Below are 19,768 nucleotides of genomic sequence, written 5' to 3'. Positions count from 1 at the left end.
GTGACGATCACCCGAAGAGCCGACTAGTCCGACAACACCTCGCGCACCGCGTCGGCCACCGCGTCCGGCCGGTCCGACATCACGAAGTGCGCCGAGTCGTCCAGCACCTCGCAACGCCCGCGCGGGGACAGGTTCGCCAGAGTGCGCAGCGCGCGCACCCAGCGGGCCCGGGCGGCCAGGCTCTCGTAGCCGCCGGCGGCAGCCAGCACCCGCAACGGCACGTCCGGGAGCGGTGCCACCCGGCGCAGGTCGGCGAGTTCGGCGGCCACGTCGAAGTAGGTGGTGTTCTCGATCAACGCGGTCGCGAAGAACCGGCCCGACCCGTACGCCCCGCGCACCCAGCGCGCGTCCGCCACGTCGCGGTGTCGGCGCGACTGGGTGAACAGGATCGACCGGCGCGCCGCCGGGCCGACCGCGTGCGCCAGCCCGCTGACCCGCATCGCTCCCCCGGTCACCCGCGCGGCCCGGACCCGGGCCCGGCGGGCGGGCCGCCGCCTGGGCTTGTCCTCGTTGCTCGGGTCCACCAGCACCAGGCCCGCGGTGCGCTCGGGGTACATCCGGGCGAAGCCCTCGACGTGGAACGCACCGAGCGAGTGGGCCAGCAGGACGTAGGGACCGGGCAGCGCGAGCGCGTCGGCCAGCGCGGCGATCCGATCCGCCTCGTGCACCAGGGTCGGCGGTCGCGGGTCCGGCTCGGAGTAACCCAGGCCCGGGCGGTCGAACCGGACCACCGTGCAGTCGGCCGTCAGCAGCGGCACCACCGGATCCCAGTCGAACCACGCGCCGCCGAGCCCGCTGGTGGCGATCACCACGGGGCCGGACCCTTCGCGGACCACGTGCAGGGCGGTCCCGTCGATCCGAACGAATGCGCCGGGCGGTACCGGTACCGGGCGTTTCACGGCCATGGCGGGCTCCCGATCACTGGCGGTTACACATTTCGCCATCATCGGCCGCACCCCGGGCCCGCGCCCGCCGCGACGCGACCGCTACCGCCAACCGGAGCGATACCGGACCCGGTTGGTCGCACGGCGCCCGTGCCGCCGACCGGGCACGTGTCGTACCCCGCCCCGGGGATCCGCGGGCGGGGTACGACGGGCCCGGGGCGTCAGCCCTTGAGCTTGTAGTCCTCCAGCAGGCGCCGCCCGATGATCATCTTCTGGATCTCGGCGGTGCCCTCGCCGATCAGCAACATCGGCGCCTCGCGGTAGAGCCTCTCGATCTCGAACTCCTTCGAGAACCCGTACCCGCCATGGATCCGGAACGCGTCCTCGACGACCTCCTTGCAGTACTCGGAGGCCAGGTACTTGGCCATCCCCGCCTCGAGGTCGTTGCGCTCGCCGGCGTCCTTCTTGCGCGCCGCGTTGACCATCATCGCGTGCGCGGCCTCGACCTTGGTGGCCATCTCGGCCAGCTTGAACTGGATCGCCTGGTGGCCGGTCAGCGGCTTGCCGAAGGTCTCCCGCTGCTGCGCGTACCGGATGCCCAGCTCGAAGGCGCGCTGCGCGACCCCGCAGCCGCGCGCGGCCACGTTCACCCGGCCCACCTCGACGCCGTCCATCATCTGGTAGAAGCCCTTGCCGGGCACCCCGCCCAGGATCCGGTCGGCCGGCACCCGACAGTTGTCGAGCACCATCTCGGTGGTGTCGACTCCCTTGTAGCCCATCTTCTCGATCTTGCCGGGGATGGTCAGGCCCGGGCGCGTCTCGCCGAAGCCGGACTCCTTGTCGATCAGGAACGTGGTCATGTTCCGGTAGACCGACTCCTCGCCCAGCTCGGTCTTGGTGAGCACCGCGACCAGGTTGGCGCTGCCGCCGTTGGTGAGCCACATCTTCTGGCCGTTGAGCACGTAGAACTCGCCGTCCGGCACCGCCTTGGTGCGGATCGCCGAGACGTCCGACCCGCAATGCGGCTCGGACATCGAGAACGCGCCCCGGATCTCGCCCTCGGCCATCTTCGGCAGGTAGTACGCCTTCTGCTCGTCGGTGCCGTGCTGCTTGATCATGTACGCGACGATGAAGTGCGTGTTGATGATGCCGGACACGCTCATCCAACCGCGCGCGATCTCCTCGACCACGAGGGCGTAGGTCAGCAGCGACTCGCCGAGGCCGCCGTACTCCTCCGGGATCATCAGACCGAACAGGCCCATGGCCTTCATGCCCTCGACGATCTCCGCCGGGTACTCGTCCCGGTGCTCCAGCTCGGTGGCGACCGGGATGATCTCCTTGTCCACGAAGGTGCGGACGGTGGCGAGGATCTCCCGCTGGACATCGGTGAGTCCGTCGGTCTGTGCGAGGCGGCCCATGGGCGGCGCTCCTTCCGTCTGCGCATGTCCGGGCCTCACCCACCGAGGTCCCGGCCACGCTTCTGGTTGAGAGAGTTACCGGGGAGTATCCACGAGCGCGGCGAGTCGCGACAGAGGGGGTCCGTAACGCGGGCACGTCGATTTCGAACGCACTGACAGGCATACGGACCGGCGATCACCCAAGGTCAGAACCGCACTCCGGCGCGCCACACCCCACGCACCAGCGGCACCCCCGGCCGGTAGGCCAGATGTACGTGCGAGGGCGCGTCGAGTTCGACCACGTCGGCGCGCGCGCCCGGACGCAGCACGCCCACGTCCGTGCGGCGCAGCGCACGCGCGCCACCGGCGGTCGCCGCGTGCAGCGCCTGGTCCGGGGTCATGCCCATGTCGCGGACCGCGAGCGCGATGCAGAACGGCATCGACGTGGTATAGCTCGAACCGGGGTTGCAGTCGGTGGACAGCGCGACGTCGACGCCGGCGGCGAACAGCCGGCGGGCGTCGGGGTAGACCGCGCGGGTGGAGAACTCGGCGCCCGGGAGCAGCGTGGCCACCGTGTCGCCGGCGGCGAGCGCGTCCACGTCGGCGTCGGTGAGGTGGGTGCAGTGGTCGGCCGAGGCCGCGCCGAGTTCGACGGCGAGTTGTACGCCGGGCCCGGGGCCGAGCTGGTTGGCGTGCACGCGCGGGATCAGGCCGCGGGCGGCGCCCGCCTTCAGGATCGCCCGGGCCTGGTCGCCGTCGAAGGCGCCGCGCTCGCAGAACACGTCCACCCAGCGGGCGTGCGGCGCACACGCGTCGAGCATCGGGCCGGTGACCAGGTCGACGTAGCCGGCCGCGTCGTCCGCGTACTCCGGCGCGACGATGTGTGCGCCCAGGTAGGTGGTCTCGGGGGTGAACGCGGACGCGATCCGCAGCGCGCGTTCCTCGTCCGCGACGGTGAGGCCGTAGCCGGACTTGATCTCGATCGTGGTGGTGCCCTGGCGGGCCGCCTCCGCGATCAGCCGTGCGGCGTTGTCGGCCAACTGTTCGTCGCTCGCGGCGCGGGTCGCGGCGACGGTGGTCCGGATGCCGCCGGCCCGGTACGCCTGGCCGGACATCCGCGCGTCGAATTCGGCGGTGCGGTCGCCCGCGAACACCAGGTGCGCGTGCGAGTCGACGAAGCCCGGGTGCACCGCGCGCCGCTGGGCGTCGTGCCGGGTGTCGGCGTCGGGGGCACTCGCGGCGGCCCCCACCCACGCGACCCGGTCGCCGTCGAGCACGAGCGCCGCATCGCGGATCAGGCCGAGCGGGCCCGATCCCAGGTCCGGGTCGTTGGTGACCAGCGAGCCGATGTTGGTGATGAGGGTGGTGGCCACGCGCGAGTGGTCCCTTCGGTCCGAGGTGGAGTGGCCGCTTCAAGGAGGAGGCGGCCGTGGATCAGCCGAACAGCCCGTGCACGGCCGCGGTCAGCGCCTGCGGGACCGCGTCCACGAGTTGGTGCACGCCGTCGCGGACGATGGTGCGACCGCCGACCATGACGTGCGTGACGTCGCTCGCGGTGGCCGCGAACACCGCCGCCTCGGTGGCCAGACGCGGGACGGTGCCGGCCAGGCGGACCGAGTCCAGGCCGATCGTGGTCAGGTCGGCCAGGGCGCCGGGCTCGATCCGGCCGGCGTCGGCCCAACCGAGCGCCCGATGGCCGGTGGCGGTGGCGTACGCGAGCAGCGCGGCGGAGGTGAAGTGGCCCCGCTGCCCGGTGCGCAGCCGTTCGTCGAGTTCGACCGCGCGGGCCTCCTCGAACAGGTCGATCACCGCCTGGCTGTCGCTGCCCAGGGACAGCGGCACGCCCGCCCGGGCCAGCTCGCCGGCCGGACCGATGCCGTCGGCGAGGTCGCGTTCGGTGGTCGGACAAAAGCACACGCCCGCACCGGCCCGGGCCAGTGCGGCGATGTCGGCGTCGGTGAGGTGGGTCGCGTGTACCGCCGTCGCGTGCGCGCTCCAGAAGCCGTGCGCGTCCAGCAACCCGGTGGGGGTGAGCCCGTGATGCGCGACGCACGCCGCGTTCTCCGCTGGCTGCTCGGACAGGTGCACGTGCACCGGGACACCCGCGGTACGGGCGGCCCAGGTCGCGTAGTCGTCCTTCGCGGCGAACGCCCGGACCGAGTGGACGGCCGCGCCGATCCGGGTGTTCTCGTCGCCGCGCAGCGCGCTCCAGCGCTGGTACCAGGCGTCCGAACCGCCGTCGCCGAACCGACGCTGCACGCCCTCCAACGGCCGATAGCCGTCGGCGGTGAGGCCGCCGTGCAGGTAGCAGGTGTCCAGCAGGGTGATCCGGATGCCGGCCTGGCGGGCCGCCTCGATCAGCGCGTGGCCCATCGCGTTGGGGTCGCGGTACGGGGTGCCGTCCGGGCCGTGGTGCAGATAGTGGAACTCGCCGACGGAGGTGATCCCGGCCAGGGCCATCTCCGCGTACACCGCCCGGGCGAGCGCCAGGTAGCTGTCCGGGTCCAGCCGGCCGGCCGCCTGGTACATCTGGTCGCGCCAGGTCCAGAACGTGCCGGTGCCGGTCTGGGTGCGTCCGCGCAGCGCCCGGTGGAAGGCGTGCGAGTGGGCGTTGGCCAGGCCCGGCAGGGTCAGGCCGGGCAGCACCGAGGCGCCCGGGGGCACCGGGCGGTCGGGGGTGACCGACTCGATCCGGCCGTCCTCGATCGAGAGCACCACGTCGCGTTCGATGCCGGTGCGGGTCTGCACCAACTCACACCAGTACTCGCTCACCCGAGATCCTCGCTCATCAGGTCGGCCACCACGTCGGCGAGCGCCGTGACGCCCGTCAGGCAGTCCACCATCTCGGCGCGTTCCGCCGGCGAGTGCGACACGCCGGTCGGGTTGCGCACGAACAACATCGCGGTGGGCACACGCGCGGACAGGATGCCCGCGTCGTGCCCGGCGCCGGTGGGCAGGATCGGCGCGCCGCCGAGCCGCTTGGCGAGCCGGTCGCGCAGCGAGCCCTCGAACTCGACGACCGGGGTGAACGACTCGCGGGTGACCCGCACGTCGACCCCGTCCCGGTCGCCGCGCTCGGTGGCGGCCCGGATGATCTCGGCGACCACCTCGTCCAGGGTGTGCTCGTCGGCGGCCCGCGAGTCGAGCCAACCGCGCACCTCGGAGGCGATCGCGTTGGCCGCGCCGGGGCGCGCGTCGACCTTGCCGAAGGTGGCCAGCGCCCCGGAGAGGTGGGCCTTCTTCCGGGCCGCGAGCACGGTGTTGGCGTAGGTCAGCATCGGGTCGTGCCGGTCCTCCAGGCGGGTGGTGCCCGCGTGGTTGGCCTCGCCGCGGAAGTCGAACCGCCAGCGCCCGTGCGGCCAGATCGCCGAGGCCACGCCCACCGCGCGATCGCGGTGCACCAGGTCGCGGCCCTGTTCGACGTGCAGTTCGACGAACGCGCCGACCCGGCCCAGCCGTTCCGGATCGGCGCCGATCCCGGCCGGATCGAACCCGGCCCGCTCCATCGCGTCGCCCAAAAGGATCCCGTCGGCGTCCCGCAGGGCCCGCGCCTGATCCGGCGTCAGCACCCCGGCGGACAACCGCGATCCGACGCACGCGACGTTGAACCGGGCGCCCTCCTCGTCGGCGAAGTTGACGATGCCCAGCGGCCGCGCCAAGTCGGCGCCGCGCTCGCGCAGCAGGTCGAGTGCGGCGAACGAGGAGACCACGCCCAGCGGCCCGTCGTAGGCACCGCCGTCCGGCACCGAGTCCAGGTGGCTGCCGATCACGATCGCGTCGGCGCCGGGCGCGGTCCACGCCCACTGGTTGCCGTTGCGGTCCTCCTCGTAGCTCAGATTCCGGTTCTCGGCCTGCTCGCGAAACCACGCGCGGCACTCCGCGTCGGCGCCGGTCCACGCGTACCGGCGGTAGCCGCCGGTCGTGGCGCGACCCACCGGAAGCAGGTCGCGCCACATCGCCTCGAAGCCGGTGCTCACGCGTCGCCTTCGCGCATCGGCACCCGCACGTCGCGCTCGTCCGCGACGTCGACCGCACGGTCGTAGCCGGCGTCCACGTGCCGGATCACGCCCATGCCGGGGTCGTTGGTGAGCACTCGGCGGATCTTCTCGCCCGCCAGCGGTGTGCCGTCCGCGACGGTGACCTGACCGGCGTGGATCGAGCGGCCGATGCCCACCCCGCCGCCGTGGTGGATGGACACCCACGAGGCGCCCGAGGCCACGTTGACCATCGCGTTCAGCAGCGGCCAGTCGGCGATCGCGTCGGAGCCGTCGAGCATGCCCTCGGTCTCCCGGTACGGGCTGGCCACCGAGCCGCAGTCGAGGTGGTCGCGGCCGATCACGATCGGCGCGGCCAACTCGCCCGAGGCGACCATGTCGTTGAACCGCTCGCCGGCCTTGTCCCGCTCGCCGTAACCCAGCCAGCAGATCCGCGCGGGCAGCCCCTGGAAGTGCACCTTCTCCTGGGCCAGCTTGATCCAGCGGGCCAGCGACTCGTTCTCCGGGAACAGGTCGAGCACGGCCTTGTCGGTCTTGGCGATGTCGCGCGCGTCGCCGGAGAGCGCGGCCCAGCGGAACGGGCCCTTGCCTTCGCAGAACAGCGGCCGGATGTACGCCGGGACGAAGCCGGGGAAGTCGAACGCGCGGGTGTAGCCCGCCAGTTGCGCCTCGCCGCGGATCGAGTTGCCGTAGTCGAAGACCTCGGCGCCCTTGTCCTGGAAGCCGACCATCGCCTCGACGTGGCGGGCCATCGACTCGCGGGCGCGCTCGGTGAACTCGGCGGGCTTGGTGCGCGCGTACTCGGCCATGTCCTCGAACGCGACGCCGACCGGGAGGTAGGCGAGCGGGTCGTGGGCCGAGGTCTGGTCGGTGACGATGTCGATCGGCGCGTCCATCGCGAGCAGTTGCGGGACCAGCTCGGCGGCGTTGCCCAGCAGGCCGATGGACAGCGGCCGGCGGGCGTCGCGCGCCTGGACCGCGAGCTCCAGCGCGGCGTCCAGCGTCTCGACCCGGGTGTCGCAGTAGCCGTGCTCGATCCGGCGGTCGATCCGCGAGGGGTCGCAGTCGATACAGATGACCACGCCGCCGTTCATGGTCACCGCCAGCGGCTGCGCGCCGCCCATGCCGCCCAGGCCGGCGGTCAGCGTGATGGTGCCTTCCAGGGTGCCGCCGAAGCGCTTGGCCGCCACCGCGGCGAAGGTCTCGTAGGTGCCCTGGAGGATGCCCTGGGTGCCGATGTAGATCCACGAGCCGGCGGTCATCTGGCCGTACATGGTCAGACCGGCCGACTCCAGCCGGCGGAACTCCTCCCAGTTGGCCCAGTCGGGCACCAGGTTGGAGTTGGCGATCAGCACGCGCGGGGCCCACTCGTGGGTCTGCATCACGCCGACCGGACGGCCGGACTGCACGAGCAGCGTCTCGTCCTGCTTCAGCGTGGTCAGCGTGCGGGTGATCGCCTCGAAGGAGCGCCAGTCGCGGGCCGCCTTGCCGGTGCCGCCGTAGACGACCAGCTTGTCGGGGTGCTCGGCGACCTCGGGGTCGAGGTTGTTGAGCAACATCCGCAGGGCGCCTTCCTGCTGCCAGCCGCGGGTGGTGAGCGTGCTTCCGCGTGGTGCGCGCACCTCGCGCGGTCCTGCGGTGTGGTCCGACATGGCGGCGCCCCTTCTGTCCCGATGCACGATTTCTGTATGAAAACATTCAGTCGCTTCGAGAGTGAATCTATCTGTTCCGCAAGGCGTCGCCAAGAGAGCCCCGGCCGCGCGAGCGAGCCGGCCCGGCGCGACATCGGGGGACTTGACCCATTCGGAGCCATTTCATGCCATCGGTGGTCGGCGCGCGGCGGCGCCGGGTAGCCGGACCGCATGGATCTGCAGGAGGTGCTCTGGGCGATCACCGCACTGGGCGCGTTCGTCGCCTTCGCCGGCCTGGTGATGCTGGTGCGCGGCCGCGGGCGTGAGCCGGGCGTGGTGGCACTGGTGGTGATGATCGGCGCGCTGTTGTGCACCGGCGGCTTCCTGCTCAGCATCCCGCGCTATCGGGACACCGCGCTGATCGCGGGCGGCGCGGCGCTCGTCGGCGTACTGACCATGCTGGGCGCGATCTCGCTGATGCCGGCGGAGCGCGGCCCCGGCCGGCCGCCGACCCCCGAGCGGCACGTCTCGCTCGACAAGGATCCCCGGCGGCGTTAGGGCGTGTCCTTTGTCCCCGCCCGGCCGCTCACACGTCGAACAAGCCGCGCTCGCCCGCCTGTCGCTCGAACTCCTCCAGCCGAACCTGCGCCCGCGCGGGCTCGATGTCGCACATCGCCTGGAGCAGGATCTGCCCCATCAGGATCGGCGCGCCGTACGAATCGAAGACCAGTTGCGAGCCGACGCCCGCGATCAGCACCGCGTCGGACAGGGCCGCCGCCGGCGCGAACGGGCTGTCGGTGACGGTGACGATCCGCATGCCCAGATCACGCGCGACCCGCAGGCCCTCGGCCAACTCGCGCGGATACCTCGGCAGCGCGAAGCACAGCAGGCCGGTCGCGCCCGCCGCGCGGGCCTGGTCGAGCCGGTCCACCAGGAGCGAGCCGCCCTCGTCCAGGACCCGCACCTCGGGCAACACCTTGGCCGCGAAGTAGCCGAAGCCGCGCGCGGGCGCCATGCCGGTACGCAGACCGAGCACCACCAGCGGGCGTGAGGGCGCCAGCAGCGCGGCGGCGCGCGCGATCGGGCCCGGGTCGGCGAGTTGCTCGGCCAGGCGGGTCAGGTTCGCGATCTCGGCGTGCACGGCGCCGACGTATTCGTTGCGGTCCACCTCGGCCGAGGACTCGGCGGTGGTGGGCAACCCGAGTTCGCGCAGGTGCCGGCGCAGCGCCGGATAGCCGTCGAAGCCGAGCGCGACCGCGAACCGGGTCACCGACGGCTGGCTGACCCCGGCGAGCTGGGCCACCTCGACGCTGGAGAGGAACACCGCCTCGCCCGCGTGCCGGACCAGGCAGTGCGCGATCCGGCGCTGGGTGGGGGTGAGCCGGTGGCGCTCGAAAAGGGCGAGCAGGCGGGCGGAAGGGCTCGCGTCGTCGTCGGCCACCGACATGTCTCCTCGTTGCTGGTCGTCGCTCGGCCGCGCCCGCCGCCGCGGCGGACGTGGTTCGGCACCGTGGACGTGGTTCGGCACTACGGGTGGACGCGGACCGCCACCAAAGCGGCGGTCCGCGTCGGACAATCCTGCCTGATCTGACGTGATGTCAGTTCGGCCCGCTCCGGATCAGTTCAGCTCGCCGGCCACCGAGGCGGCGGCCTCGACCACCTTGCCCGCCCGGACGAAGGCGTCCGCGGCCTCCAGGTCGGGGGCCAGGAAGCGGTCCGGGCCCACCCCTTCGCCGCCGCTCGCCCGCAGCGCGGCGATCACCGCGGCCGTGGCGGGCGCCGGGGCACCCAGGCCGGCGGCCACGCGCATGTCCAGGGCACGGGCGGCGGTGGTGAGCTCGATGGCCAGGACGCGGTTCAGGTTGTCGATCGCGCGGCGCAGCTTGCGGGCCGCGCTCCAGCCCATCGAGACGTGGTCCTCCTGCATCGCCGAGCTGGGGATCGAGTCCGCCGAGGCGGGCACCGCCAGCCGCTTGCACTCGGAGACGAGCGCGGCCTGGGTGTACTGGGCGATCATCAGGCCGGAGTCGACCCCGGGGTCGTCGGCCAGGAACGCCGGCAGCCCGTGCGAGCGGGAGGGGTCGAGCAGGCGGTCGGTGCGGCGCTCGGCGATCGAGCCGAGGTCGGCCACCGCGACGGCGAGGAAGTCGAGCACGTAGCCGACCGGGGCGCCGTGGAAGTTGCCGTTGGACTCGATCCGGCCGTCCTCCAGGATCACCGGGTTGTCCACGGCGGAGGCGAGTTCGCGGTCGGCGACCAGCAGCGCGTGCGCGAGGGTGTCCCGGCCCGCGCCCGCGACCTGCGGCGCACAGCGCACCGAATAGGCGTCCTGCACCCGAGGCGCCGCGTCCTGATGGTGCCCGGTCAGCGCCGAGCCCTGGAGCACCCGCAGCATGTTGGCCGCGCTGGCCGCCTGGCCCGGGTGCGGGCGGATGGCGTGCAGCGCCGGGTCGAGCACCCGGGAGGTGCCGAGCAGCGCCTCCATGGTCATCGCGGCGGTGATGTCGGCGGTGGTGAACAGGCGGGCGAGGTCGGCTCCGGCCATCAACAACATGCCCAGCATGCCGTCGGTGCCGTTGATCAGCGCCAGCCCCTCCTTCTCCTTGAGCTCGATCGGCTCCAGGCCGGCGGCGGCGAGCAGTTCGGCGGCGGGTCGCACCACGCCGTCGCGGCCGGCCGCCTCGCCCTCGCCGGTGAGCACGAGCGCGCAGTGCGCCAGCGGGGCCAGGTCGCCACTGCAGCCGAGCGAGCCGAATTCGCGGACCACCGGCGTGATGCCCGCGTTGAGCAGCCCGGCCATGGTCTGCGCGACGATCGGCCGCACCCCCGTACGACCCGAGCACAGGGTCTTGAGCCGCAGCAACATCAGCGCGCGGACCACCTCGTCCTCGACCCGGGGGCCCATGCCGGCCGCGTGCGAGCGCACCAGCGAGTGCTGGAGGCGGGTGCGCAGTTCGGGGCTGATGTGCCGGACGGCGAGCGCGCCGAAGCCGGTGGACACCCCGTAGACGGGTTCGGTGCGCGCGGCGAGTCCCTCGACCACCGCGCGGGAGCCGGCCATCGCCTTGAGCGCGAGGTCGGTGAGTTCGACGCGTGCGCCGGCGCGGGCGACCGCGAGGACGTCCTGCGGAGACATCCCGGCCTCGCCGATCGAGACGGTGGCGGGGGCGGTTTCGAGGGCGTTGTGCAGATCATTATTCACTCGAACATTATGTGCATGGATTGCGACAATGCCAGGGGCGGCTACCGTGCCGGATGGCGTTCGGGACGTTCGTGTCGTGCCGAACGTTCGAGTCGTACACCTCCGGAGCGAATCCGAGCGCCCGGAGCGGACCGAGGAAAGGCAGTGCCGTGGGTCGGGTCACCTCTCGCCACAAGGTCTTGCGGCTGGGCGGCGACGCACCGGCCGTCACCCGCACCGACACGCTCGTCGCCGAGGAGCCGCTGGACATCCGGATCGGCGGGCGCACCATCACGGTGACCATGCGCACACCGGGCGACGACTTCGACCTGGTCGCCGGATTCCTGGCGGCCGAGGGCGTGGTCGGCGCGGCCGAGGACCTGGCCGCGATGCGCTACTGCGCGGGCACCGACGACGAGGGCCACAACACCTACAACGTGGTGGACGCGGTGCTCGCACCGCACGTGCCCGCCCCCGACCCGGGCCTGATGCGCGGGGTGTGGACGTCGAGCGCGTGCGGGATCTGCGGCAGCACCGGCATCGACGGGCTGCGCCGGATGTCCCGCTTCGACGTGCACGCGGACGAGGTGCGGGTGGACGCCGAGGTGCTGTACGCGCTGCCCGATCGGCTGCGCGCGGCGCAGAAGGTGTTCGCCAGCACCGGCGGCCTGCACGCGGCGGGTCTGTTCACCGCGACCGGCGAGATGGTGTGCGTGCGCGAGGACGTGGGCCGGCACAACGCGGTGGACAAGGTGGTCGGCTGGGCGCTGCGTGAGGGCCGGTTGCCGTTGGCCGGACACGTGCTGATGGTGAGCGGACGGGCCTCCTTCGAGCTGACCCAGAAGGCCGCGATGGCGGGGGTGCCGATGATGGCCGCGGTGTCCGCCCCGTCCGGGCTGGCGGTGGACCTGGCCGCGGACGCGGGGGTGACCCTGGTCGGCTTCCTGCGCGGGCGCTCGGCCAATGTGTACAGCCATCAGGATCGGGTGACGGTGCGGCGCGGCGACCCGTCGGCCTGAGTGCGGAGACCGGCCCGGAAACCGACGACGGCCCGTTACTCCGGCAGCGAGGCGCCCCCGGTCAGCGCCACCGCGACCAGCGCGCGCAACACCGGGGCCAGGCCGGTGACGCTCAGACTCAGGTCGTCGGCGTAGATCTCGACCAGCCAGCCGCCCGCGGCGTTGCTGCCGCCGGCGGCGACCATCGCCTTGTAGCCGCCGACCAGGAGCAGGTCCTCCTCGGCCGGGTCGGTGCCCGGGTTGCCCAGTTCGGCGACGAAGCTGCCGCCCTGCACCGCGTCCGCCGTGGCCGGGTAGTGCGCCAGGTCGTATTCGGCGGCGACCGCGTCGTAGCGCGACCCCGATTCGCTCTGCACGCCGGTCAGTCGGTGGATCGAATAGCGCACGGTGCGCAGGACCCGGCCGCCCGGCGGCAGGTAGGACACCCACCAGGCGACCCCGTCCAGCATCCGGGCGAAGGTGTCGGCGACGATTTCCAGCCGGCCCAGGGTGTCCGCGCGATGCACGCTCTTGGGCTCGCGCTCGTCCAGCACGGCGAGCACCGCCGCGAGCAACCGGCCGGGTTCGGCGTTGTGCAGCGCGCCCCGGAAGCGGCGCCGGTCGCGGTGCGGACCGGGGCCCTCCGCCTCCGCCTCCTCCTGCGCCTCGCTCGCCAGCGACAGGGTCAGGTCGGGCTGCTGGCCGCGGCCGGCGACCACCGGCCGGGTCGAGCGGGAGCCCTTGGCCCGGTACTGCGCCGCGTCGGCGAGCCGGAACAGGCGATCCGCGCTGGTCACCGGGCCCACCGGGTCGCCGGTGGAGGCCACGCCGCAGGCCACGCCCTCGCCGTCGTGCATGCGCAGCGCGCGTCGACACAACTCCTCGGCGACCACGACCACGTCGTCCGGCGGATAGCCCTCGGCCAGTACACAGAACTCGTCGCCGCCGAGCCGGGCGGCCATCGCCCCCGGCAACATCGCGCCACACGCGGAGAGCTGGTCGGCGAAGCGCTCCAGGAGCCGGTCGCCGACGTCGTGCCCACGTTCGTCGTTGAGCCGCTTGAGGCCGTTGACGTCGCAGACGATCAGGCTGACCACGACGCCGTCGCGGTAGTGCCGGGCCATCGCCTCGTCCAGCCTGGCGTCGATCGCGCGTCGATTGGCCAGCCCGGTCAGCGGGTCGGTGAAGGCCAGCTTCTCGATCCGCTCGAAGTGTTCCGCCTGGGCCAGGCCGGCCGAGATCTGCGCGGCCAGCACCCCGGCGAACTCGGCGTCCACCGGTTCGAAGCGCGGCTGGTCGGCACGCCGGGCCAGATACAGCTCGCCCCACACCCGGCCCTCGACCATGATCGGCGCGACCACGCAGTCGTGCCGACCCCGGCGCAACATCGCCGCGACCCGCTCGGCGTCGCGCGCGTGCTCGGGATCGTCCACACAGCGCGACCACGTGGTCGGCCAGGCCGCGGACTCGATGATGTCCGGGAAGTCGGTGACCGGATACGTCTCCGCGGTGGGCAGCGGTTCCTCGCCCTCGGCGAGTTCGCCGTCGTTGACCAGCACCCGCAGCCGCCCGGTGTCCCGCTCCCAGACCGAGATCGAGGCGTGCGCGGCCTCCGTCGCCAGCCGCGCCTGGGTCGCGGACACCCGGACCACCTCGGAGAAGTGATGGGTCGTGGCGAGCGTCTTGGCCAGATGGATGATCGCGTGCAGCCTGCGGGCCGCGTCCGGACCCTCGACCAGGGCGACGGGTTCCGGACACGTGTCTCCCGGCATGCCGGGCAGATCCTCGGGTGTGCCGCCCGAGCCCTCCGTTCCCGGAGCACTCGGATCGGGTCGCGAAGCTACGGTCCTCACCCCCAATCCACCAGCACCCAGACCAGAGGATATGTCATGTATTGCCCGATTAACCGCAACGTGCACTCGCGTCATGCCGCCACCTCGACGGGTCGCTGTTCGCGTGCGTTCCTGTTGTCGGCGCCGGTCGGCGCCGGCATCCGTGCTCGGATACCCGCGCGTAGGCCCGGGGGCTCGCTGCGATGCGAGCGAAGCGCTTGTATACCCCGGCTTCGCGTCCTGCGCACATTACTCCTGTGCCCGGAACCCGCAACGCCCCGTGTCCGCTCCGTAGCGCAGCAGGGTGGTGGGCGGAGCGTGGTTGTGAAGAGAGCGTGGAGGGGTCCCGGGAGCGGGGCCGAAAGAGTACGGTCGCGGGCACAGCCCGAAGGAGCGAACGCGTGCCCACGCTTTCCGTCATCGCCGCGATCGACATACCGGCCGTCCGGATCTGGGAGGCGGTGGGAGACTTCGAGGACCCGTCCAACTGGTACGCCCGGCCGATCGAGGGACACTCCCGGGGCGAGCGACGCGTACGTAGGCCGGACGGCTCGACCGTGCGCGAACGACTGGTCTCGCACGACGCGGTCGGGCACACCTACACCTACCGGGCGCTCGACGGTCCGCCGCTGCTGGGCCGACTCGCGCTGGAGTCGATCGCGGGCGGCACGATGTGCCTGGTCGTGTGGTCGGTGCGGTTCGAGAGCACACCGAGCGAACAACTCCCGGTGTTGCGCGAACTCGAACACCGGGTGATGCGACCCGCGCTGCGGACGCTGCGCGAGACGTTCGCCTGAGCGCGGCGCGAGAGGTCGGGCGCCGGCCTCAGCCGCCGCTCACACCGAGCGGATCGGGCAGCAGAGTGCCCGGGCGGCACACCGTCCACGGTTCGACCAGACCCAGGCCGCGGACCGGCCGGCGCCACATGGGGTGCAGTTCGTAGCGGTCGTCGCCCTCCAGGGCCGCGGCCAGTTCGCGATCGACCACCACCGCGTCCTTGGGGCTGAGCGCGGTCAGCCGACTGGCCAGGTTGACCGTGGTGCCGAACACGTCGCCCATCCGCGAGAGCACGTGGCCGTACGCGATGCCCACCCGCAGCGCGGGCAGCACCTCCTCCTGGGCCATCGCCTCGACCAGGCGCAGACCCAGCTCGACCGCCGAGTCCGGCGAGAAGGTCACGAACAACACCTCGTCGCCCAGCGTCTTGACCAGTCGCCCGCCCTGCTCGGCGATCACGTCGACGGCGGTGTCCTCGAAGGTCTGCACGAGCCGGCCGAGCTCGGCCTCCTCCAGATTGCGCGACAGCCGGGTGAAGCCGACCAGGTCGGCGAAGCCGACGGCCAGCGACTGGCCCACCGTCTGCGGATCGGTCAGGCCCTGCATCGCCCGCGAACTGGCCGCGGCCAGGTGGCGCCGCCAGGCGTAGATGACCAGCGGTTCGAGTTCGAGCATCACGTCGCCGGCGGTGGTGACCACCTGCTCGGAGCGGCTGCCGGTGAGTTCGTTGCCGATGTACTCCACCCACGCCTCGGTCTGCCACTCGGCGAACCGGGCCATGGTCTGGCCGACCGAGCGCACGAACTGCGCCGCGACGGTGGCCGGCAACAAGCCGGACTCGGTCAGCTCGCGCAGGTGCTTGAGCGCCGCGACATCGGCGTCGGTGAACGCACGGGCCGGGCCGAAATCGGCGAAGCCCAGGCCGCGCCACAACCGGCGGGCCTCGTCCAGGGGCACCCCGACCAGGTCGGCGACCTGGCCGGAGGTGTATCGGCGAGGGGCACCGAGCACGACCTGCTCGACGTCGGCGATGGTGTTGTGGACCGCCTCGATGTCGGACAGGTCGGGCAGGGCGTGCTGATCGGCCGCGTCGGCCCCGGCGCCCGCGCCGGGCTCCACGCGGGTCCGTTCCTCGGGCATGTGGCTCCACCGGGTGTGCGAAGGATGGTCTCGTCGGAGCCACACTACGTGTCGGGGGTCACAAAGGTTCGGGGTCGGGCGGTGCCGGGTACTTCTTCCGCCCCGCGGCGGCCCGCTCGACGAGTACCAGCAGCTCGCTCTGCAGCCGCACCGCGTGCGGCAGACCGGGCAGTTCGAGCTGCTCCCGGTCGCCGACGGGGACCAGTACGACGGTGCCGGCGCCGAGCACGCGGTCCACGAACGACTCGTGCTCGACGAGTACGTCCTCCACGCGGGCGAACGGCACCACCCGGATCTCCCGGGTCAAGGTGCCGGTACGCACGGTCAGCCGATCGGCGGCGACCGCGTACAGCGTGCCCAGCCAGGCCAGCCACGGGGCGATGCTCCAGCGGGCCAGGACCGCGAGCCCGGCCAGGAGTACGGCGGACCGAATCCAACCCGAGGCGGCGTCCGGTGAGGTCAGCGCGGCGAGGAAACCGGTGACCGCGACGGTGCCGAAGAGGGCGAGGGTGGGGCGGACGAGGTGCATCCAGTGCGGGCGCACGACGAAGAGTGTGTCGTCGTCGACCTCGGCTGTGATGGTGAACACCGGGCCTCCTGGTGAGTCACCACCGATTGTGCGGGGCCCTGGGGCGGGCGGCCGGGAGGCGTGCCGAAGGCACGGGGTTTTGCGCCCGCCCGCCTCATCCGCTGCGTGCGATGGGCGGGCCGCGGATGTCGGGCGGCGGCGGAGCCGAAACGGCCTCGCGGCCGAGGAGACGGGGACGGGTGGCCGGGGCGACGAGGCCGCGGGAGACAAACGCCGTCGTGGCCCGGGACGAGTGTGCGCGTGCCGCCGCCGGCCGGAAGGAGCCGGGACGGCCTCGGCACGGGGCCGTCCCGGGGTGTGGTCAGTCGGCCGTCGGGCGGACGTGGACGACGTCGCCGGCCCCCACCGCGGTGGAGCCCGCCGAGGTGGTGACCAGGAGGCGGCCGTCCTCGTCGATGCCGGTGGCCGGGCCCTCCAGGGTGCGGTCGGCGGGCAGTTCGACCCGTACCCGGCGGCCGATCGTGGCGCACGCGTCGGTATAGGCGGTGAGCAGGCCGCTCGTGCGCGCGTCGCCGCCGGCCAGCCGCCAACGGGTGTACCACTCCTCCAGCTCGCGCAGGATCGCGCGCAGGATCGGATCGCGGTCGGTGTTCTCGGCGCCCGCCAACGCCAACGAGGTCGCGGTCGGGACCGGCAGTTCCTCCTCGCGCAGCGAGACGTTCAGGCCGATCCCCAGGACCACCCCGGCGCCGGCCCGCTCGGCCAGGATCCCGGCCAGCTTGCGTTCGCCCACGAGCAGGTCGTTGGGCCACTTCAGACGCGCGTCCACGCCGGTCACCCGGGACACCGCCGAGGCCGCGGCGACCCCGGCGAGCAACGGCAACCAGCCCCAGCGCGCGACCGGCACCTCGGTCGGTGCCAGCGTCACCGACATCGCGATGCCCGAACGCGGCGGCGCACTCCAGCGCCGGTCCAGCCGGCCCTTCCCCGCCACCTGCGACTCGGCGACCAGAACCAGCCCCTCCTGCTCGTCGCCCCGCCGGGCGAGGTCGGAGTTGGTCGATCCGGTCTCGGGCAAGACGTCGATCTCGCGCCACAGCCCACCGGGTACCAGCAGAGCCTGGCGCAGCGCCGCCTCACGCAGCGGAGGGCGGTTGAGATCCGTGAAAGGAGAGTCCATCCGATCACCCTAGAAGGCACTGGGGGGCAGGGCGGTGATGGTCGCCGGCGTGGCGCGGATACGCTACCGATCGCCGCCGTTCGACGTGACAGGAGCCAGCACGATGGACCCAGTACAGGGCGAGCCCGACATCCACACCACCGCCGGGAAGCTGGCCGACCTGGAGCGCCGCATCGACGAGGCGGTACACGCGGGCAGCGCCCGAGCGGTCGAGAAGCAGCACGCCAAGGGCAAGATGACCGCGCGCGAGCGGATCGAGTACCTGCTCGACGAGGGCTCGTTCGTCGAACTCGACGAGTTCGCGCGGCACCGCTCCACCAACTTCGGTCTGGAGAGCAACCGCCCCTACGGCGACGGCGTGGTGACCGGTTCCGGCACGGTCGACGGTCGCCAGGTGTGCGTGTTCTCCCAGGACGTCACCGTCTTCGGAGGCAGCCTGGGCGAGGTCTACGGCGAGAAGATCGTCAAGATCCAGGACCTCGCGATCAAGACCGGCGTCCCGCTGGTGGGCATCAACGAGGGCGGCGGCGCGCGCATCCAGGAGGGTGTCGTCTCGCTCGGCCTGTACGGCGAGATCTTCCGCCGCAACGTGATCGCCTCCGGCGTGATCCCGCAGATCTCGCTGATCATGGGCGCCGCGGCCGGCGGCCACGTGTACTCGCCCGCGCTCACCGACTTCGTCGTGATGGTCGACCAGACCTCGCAGATGTTCATCACCGGTCCCGACGTCATCAAGACGGTCACCGGCGAGGACGTCACGATGGAGGACCTCGGCGGCGCCCGCACGCACAACAGCAAGTCCGGCAACGCGCACTACATGGGCGCGGACGAGAAGGACGCGCTGGAGTACGTCAAGGGCCTGCTGTCCTACCTGCCGAGCAACAACCTGGAGGAGGCCCCGTCCTTCGACGAGGCCGCCGACCTGGAGACCACCGACTTCGACCGGGATCTGGACACGCTGATCCCGGACTCGGCGAACCAGCCGTACGACATCCACACGGTGATCGAGCACGTCCTGGACGACGCGGACTTCCTGGAGGTCCAGCCGCTGTTCGCGCCGAACATCGTGGTCGGCTTCGGCCGGGTCGAAGGTCGGTCCGTGGGCATCGTGGCGAACCAGCCGATGCAGTTCGCCGGCACGCTGGACATCGACGCGTCCGAGAAGGCCGCGCGCTTCGTGCGCACCTGCGACGCGTTCAACATCCCGGTGCTGACCTTCGTGGACGTGCCCGGCTTCCTGCCCGGCACCGACCAGGAGTGGAACGGCATCATCCGCCGCGGCGCGAAGCTGATCTACGCGTACGCCGAGGCGACCGTGCCGCTGGTGACCATCATCACCCGCAAGGCGTACGGCGGTGCGTACGACGTGATGGGCTCCAAGCACCTGGGGGCCGACGTCAACCTGGCCTGGCCGACCGCGCAGATCGCGGTGATGGGCGCGCAGGGCGCGGCGAACATCCTGCACCGGCGCACGATCGCCGCCTCGGACGATCCCGAGGCGACCCGCGCGCGGCTGATCCAGGAGTACGAGGACACGCTGTGCAACCCGTACGTGGCCGCCGAGCGCGGCTACGTGGACGCGGTCATCCGCCCGTCCTCGACCCGGGCGCACGTGGTCAAGGCGCTGCGTGCGCTGCGCGGCAAGCGCGAGACGCTGCCGCCGAAGAAGCACGGCAACATCCCGCTGTAAGTCGGACCACACCGGGTCGGTCCCGGCGCGTGCGCCGCGGACCGGCCCGGCCAGGGCCTGGAGGTCCCCATGATCAAGGTGGTGCGGGGTGAACCCACCCCGGAGGAACTGGCGGTGATCGTCACCGTCGTGGCGGCCAAGGCGAGCGGCGGCACCGTCGCGCCGGAACCCGCCGCGCCCTCGCAGTGGAACGCGCCGGCCCGGCTGGTGCGCCGACCGTTGCGACCGGGGCCCGGTGCCTGGCGCGCGAGCGCCTGGCCCTCCTGAACGAACACATCCGCGACCTTCGCACCTCGAAGGTCGGTAAATCGCACGACCCGACTTGAGTACTCGTACTCAAGATCGCCCGGTGACACCCGTCGCACGATGAGTGCATGCGTGACCGTGACGAGTTCTCCGAGGAAACCCGGCGCGCCGTGGCCCAGCTACGGCGCGCCGTGTGGATCCTGCCCGTGGTGGTGATCCTCGGTCTGCTCGTGCTCGGCCTGTGACCGGGCGGCCCGTGCCCGATCGGCGCGCCGCGGCCCGGTACGT

Annotated in this window: 17 protein-coding genes; 5 read left to right on the top strand and 12 right to left on the bottom strand. The window is 72.3% G+C overall.

Going from position 1 to position 19,768, the window contains the following annotated elements:
* Positions 1-23: 23 nt before the first annotated feature.
* The 6 genes from ABZ374_RS08505 to hutU form a co-directional block, all read right to left on the bottom strand.
* Entirely contained in the window at positions 24-905 is an 882-nt protein-coding gene (locus ABZ374_RS08505) for an alpha/beta hydrolase (RefSeq protein ID WP_360308168.1), read from the bottom strand.
* 200 nt (positions 906-1,105) lie between these two features.
* Positions 1,106-2,302: an acyl-CoA dehydrogenase family protein gene (locus ABZ374_RS08500; protein WP_360308165.1), complete on the bottom strand. Its 1,197-nt coding sequence runs from the start codon at positions 2,300-2,302 to the stop codon at positions 1,106-1,108.
* 185 nt (positions 2,303-2,487) lie between these two features.
* Positions 2,488-3,654 (bottom strand): imidazolonepropionase, encoded by a 1,167-nt coding sequence (hutI, locus tag ABZ374_RS08495; RefSeq protein WP_360308162.1) that lies wholly within the window; start codon positions 3,652-3,654, stop codon positions 2,488-2,490.
* 61 nt (positions 3,655-3,715) lie between these two features.
* The gene (locus tag ABZ374_RS08490) at positions 3,716-5,053 is read right to left on the bottom strand and encodes a formimidoylglutamate deiminase (protein WP_360308159.1); all 1,338 of its coding nucleotides are present in this window, start codon (positions 5,051-5,053) and stop codon (positions 3,716-3,718) included.
* Entirely contained in the window at positions 5,050-6,237 is a 1,188-nt protein-coding gene (locus ABZ374_RS08485; RefSeq protein ID WP_360308381.1) for an allantoate amidohydrolase, read from the bottom strand. Before ABZ374_RS08485 ends, ABZ374_RS08490 begins: the two co-directional genes overlap by 4 nt.
* A 17-nt stretch (positions 6,238-6,254) precedes the next feature.
* Complete coding sequence (hutU, locus tag ABZ374_RS08480) at positions 6,255-7,928, bottom strand: urocanate hydratase (protein ID WP_360308156.1); 1,674 nt, start codon at positions 7,926-7,928, stop codon at positions 6,255-6,257.
* A gap of 210 nt (positions 7,929-8,138) precedes the next feature.
* On the opposite strand from hutU, the gene ABZ374_RS08475 reads away from it, so the two are divergent.
* Positions 8,139-8,465: a hypothetical protein gene (locus ABZ374_RS08475; RefSeq protein ID WP_360308153.1), complete on the top strand. Its 327-nt coding sequence runs from the start codon at positions 8,139-8,141 to the stop codon at positions 8,463-8,465.
* A gap of 28 nt (positions 8,466-8,493) precedes the next feature.
* Here the strand turns inward: ABZ374_RS08475 and ABZ374_RS08470 are convergent, their stop codons facing one another.
* Entirely contained in the window at positions 8,494-9,354 is an 861-nt protein-coding gene (locus tag ABZ374_RS08470; RefSeq protein WP_360308150.1) for a MurR/RpiR family transcriptional regulator, read from the bottom strand.
* A 171-nt stretch (positions 9,355-9,525) separates the two neighbouring features.
* Positions 9,526-11,109: a histidine ammonia-lyase gene (gene hutH, locus ABZ374_RS08465; RefSeq protein WP_360308147.1), complete on the bottom strand. Its 1,584-nt coding sequence runs from the start codon at positions 11,107-11,109 to the stop codon at positions 9,526-9,528.
* Between the two features lie 149 nt (positions 11,110-11,258).
* On the opposite strand from hutH, the gene fdhD reads away from it, so the two are divergent.
* Positions 11,259-12,107, top strand: a complete 849-nt coding sequence (gene fdhD, locus ABZ374_RS08460; protein ID WP_360308144.1) for a formate dehydrogenase accessory sulfurtransferase FdhD — start codon at positions 11,259-11,261, stop codon at positions 12,105-12,107.
* Between the two features lie 35 nt (positions 12,108-12,142).
* Here fdhD and ABZ374_RS08455 read toward each other — a convergent pair whose 3' ends face one another.
* Positions 12,143-13,858 carry a sensor domain-containing diguanylate cyclase gene (locus tag ABZ374_RS08455; RefSeq protein ID WP_360308141.1) on the bottom strand — a complete coding sequence of 572 codons (1,716 nt, stop codon included), beginning with the start codon at positions 13,856-13,858 and terminating at the stop codon, positions 12,143-12,145.
* A gap of 461 nt (positions 13,859-14,319) precedes the next feature.
* On the opposite strand from ABZ374_RS08455, the gene ABZ374_RS08450 reads away from it, so the two are divergent.
* On the top strand, positions 14,320-14,715 hold the full coding sequence (locus ABZ374_RS08450) for an SRPBCC family protein (RefSeq protein WP_360308138.1): 396 nt from the start codon (positions 14,320-14,322) through the stop codon (positions 14,713-14,715).
* Between the two features lie 28 nt (positions 14,716-14,743).
* Here the strand turns inward: ABZ374_RS08450 and ABZ374_RS08445 are convergent, their stop codons facing one another.
* From ABZ374_RS08445 to ABZ374_RS08435, 3 genes are all read right to left on the bottom strand, one after another.
* Positions 14,744-15,835, bottom strand: a complete 1,092-nt coding sequence (locus ABZ374_RS08445) for an adenylate/guanylate cyclase domain-containing protein (RefSeq protein ID WP_360308135.1) — start codon at positions 15,833-15,835, stop codon at positions 14,744-14,746.
* Positions 15,836-15,893: 58 nt separating this feature from the next.
* On the bottom strand, positions 15,894-16,424 hold the full coding sequence (locus ABZ374_RS08440) for a PH domain-containing protein (RefSeq protein WP_360308132.1): 531 nt from the start codon (positions 16,422-16,424) through the stop codon (positions 15,894-15,896).
* A gap of 301 nt (positions 16,425-16,725) precedes the next feature.
* Complete coding sequence (locus ABZ374_RS08435; protein ID WP_360308129.1) at positions 16,726-17,544, bottom strand: biotin--[acetyl-CoA-carboxylase] ligase; 819 nt, start codon at positions 17,542-17,544, stop codon at positions 16,726-16,728.
* Positions 17,545-17,647: 103 nt separating this feature from the next.
* Here ABZ374_RS08435 and ABZ374_RS08430 point away from each other — a divergent pair, with 103 nt between their 5' ends.
* Positions 17,648-19,234 carry an acyl-CoA carboxylase subunit beta gene (locus ABZ374_RS08430; RefSeq protein ID WP_360308126.1) on the top strand — a complete coding sequence of 529 codons (1,587 nt, stop codon included), beginning with the start codon at positions 17,648-17,650 and terminating at the stop codon, positions 19,232-19,234.
* A gap of 69 nt (positions 19,235-19,303) precedes the next feature.
* On the top strand, positions 19,304-19,501 hold the full coding sequence (locus tag ABZ374_RS08425) for an acyl-CoA carboxylase subunit epsilon (protein WP_360308123.1): 198 nt from the start codon (positions 19,304-19,306) through the stop codon (positions 19,499-19,501).
* The last annotated feature ends 267 nt before the right edge of the window (positions 19,502-19,768 follow it).

Origin of the sequence: Embleya sp. NPDC005971 (genome assembly GCF_040629175.1) — a bacterium.
Taxonomy (GTDB): Bacteria; Actinomycetota; Actinomycetes; order Streptomycetales; family Streptomycetaceae; genus Embleya.
The sequence above is the reverse complement of the archived record's forward strand: the minus strand, read 5'-3'. Positions and strand labels throughout refer to the sequence as shown.

Coding starts and splice junctions, on each gene's coding strand:
- ABZ374_RS08470 (WP_360308150.1), bottom strand. CDS start 9,354: ATGTCGGTGGCCGACGACGACGCGAGCCCTTCCGCCCGCCTGCTCGCC.
- ABZ374_RS08500 (WP_360308165.1), bottom strand. CDS start 2,302: ATGGGCCGCCTCGCACAGACCGACGGACTCACCGATGTCCAGCGGGAG.
- ABZ374_RS08455 (WP_360308141.1), bottom strand. CDS start 13,858: ATGCCGGGAGACACGTGTCCGGAACCCGTCGCCCTGGTCGAGGGTCCG.
- ABZ374_RS08425 (WP_360308123.1), top strand. CDS start 19,304: ATGATCAAGGTGGTGCGGGGTGAACCCACCCCGGAGGAACTGGCGGTG.
- hutU (WP_360308156.1), bottom strand. CDS start 7,928: ATGTCGGACCACACCGCAGGACCGCGCGAGGTGCGCGCACCACGCGGA.
- ABZ374_RS08435 (WP_360308129.1), bottom strand. CDS start 17,544: ATGGACTCTCCTTTCACGGATCTCAACCGCCCTCCGCTGCGTGAGGCG.
- ABZ374_RS08485 (WP_360308381.1), bottom strand. CDS start 6,237: ATGTGGCGCGACCTGCTTCCGGTGGGTCGCGCCACGACCGGCGGCTAC.
- ABZ374_RS08445 (WP_360308135.1), bottom strand. CDS start 15,835: ATGCCCGAGGAACGGACCCGCGTGGAGCCCGGCGCGGGCGCCGGGGCC.
- ABZ374_RS08430 (WP_360308126.1), top strand. CDS start 17,648: ATGGACCCAGTACAGGGCGAGCCCGACATCCACACCACCGCCGGGAAG.
- ABZ374_RS08505 (WP_360308168.1), bottom strand. CDS start 905: ATGGCCGTGAAACGCCCGGTACCGGTACCGCCCGGCGCATTCGTTCGG.
- ABZ374_RS08475 (WP_360308153.1), top strand. CDS start 8,139: ATGGATCTGCAGGAGGTGCTCTGGGCGATCACCGCACTGGGCGCGTTC.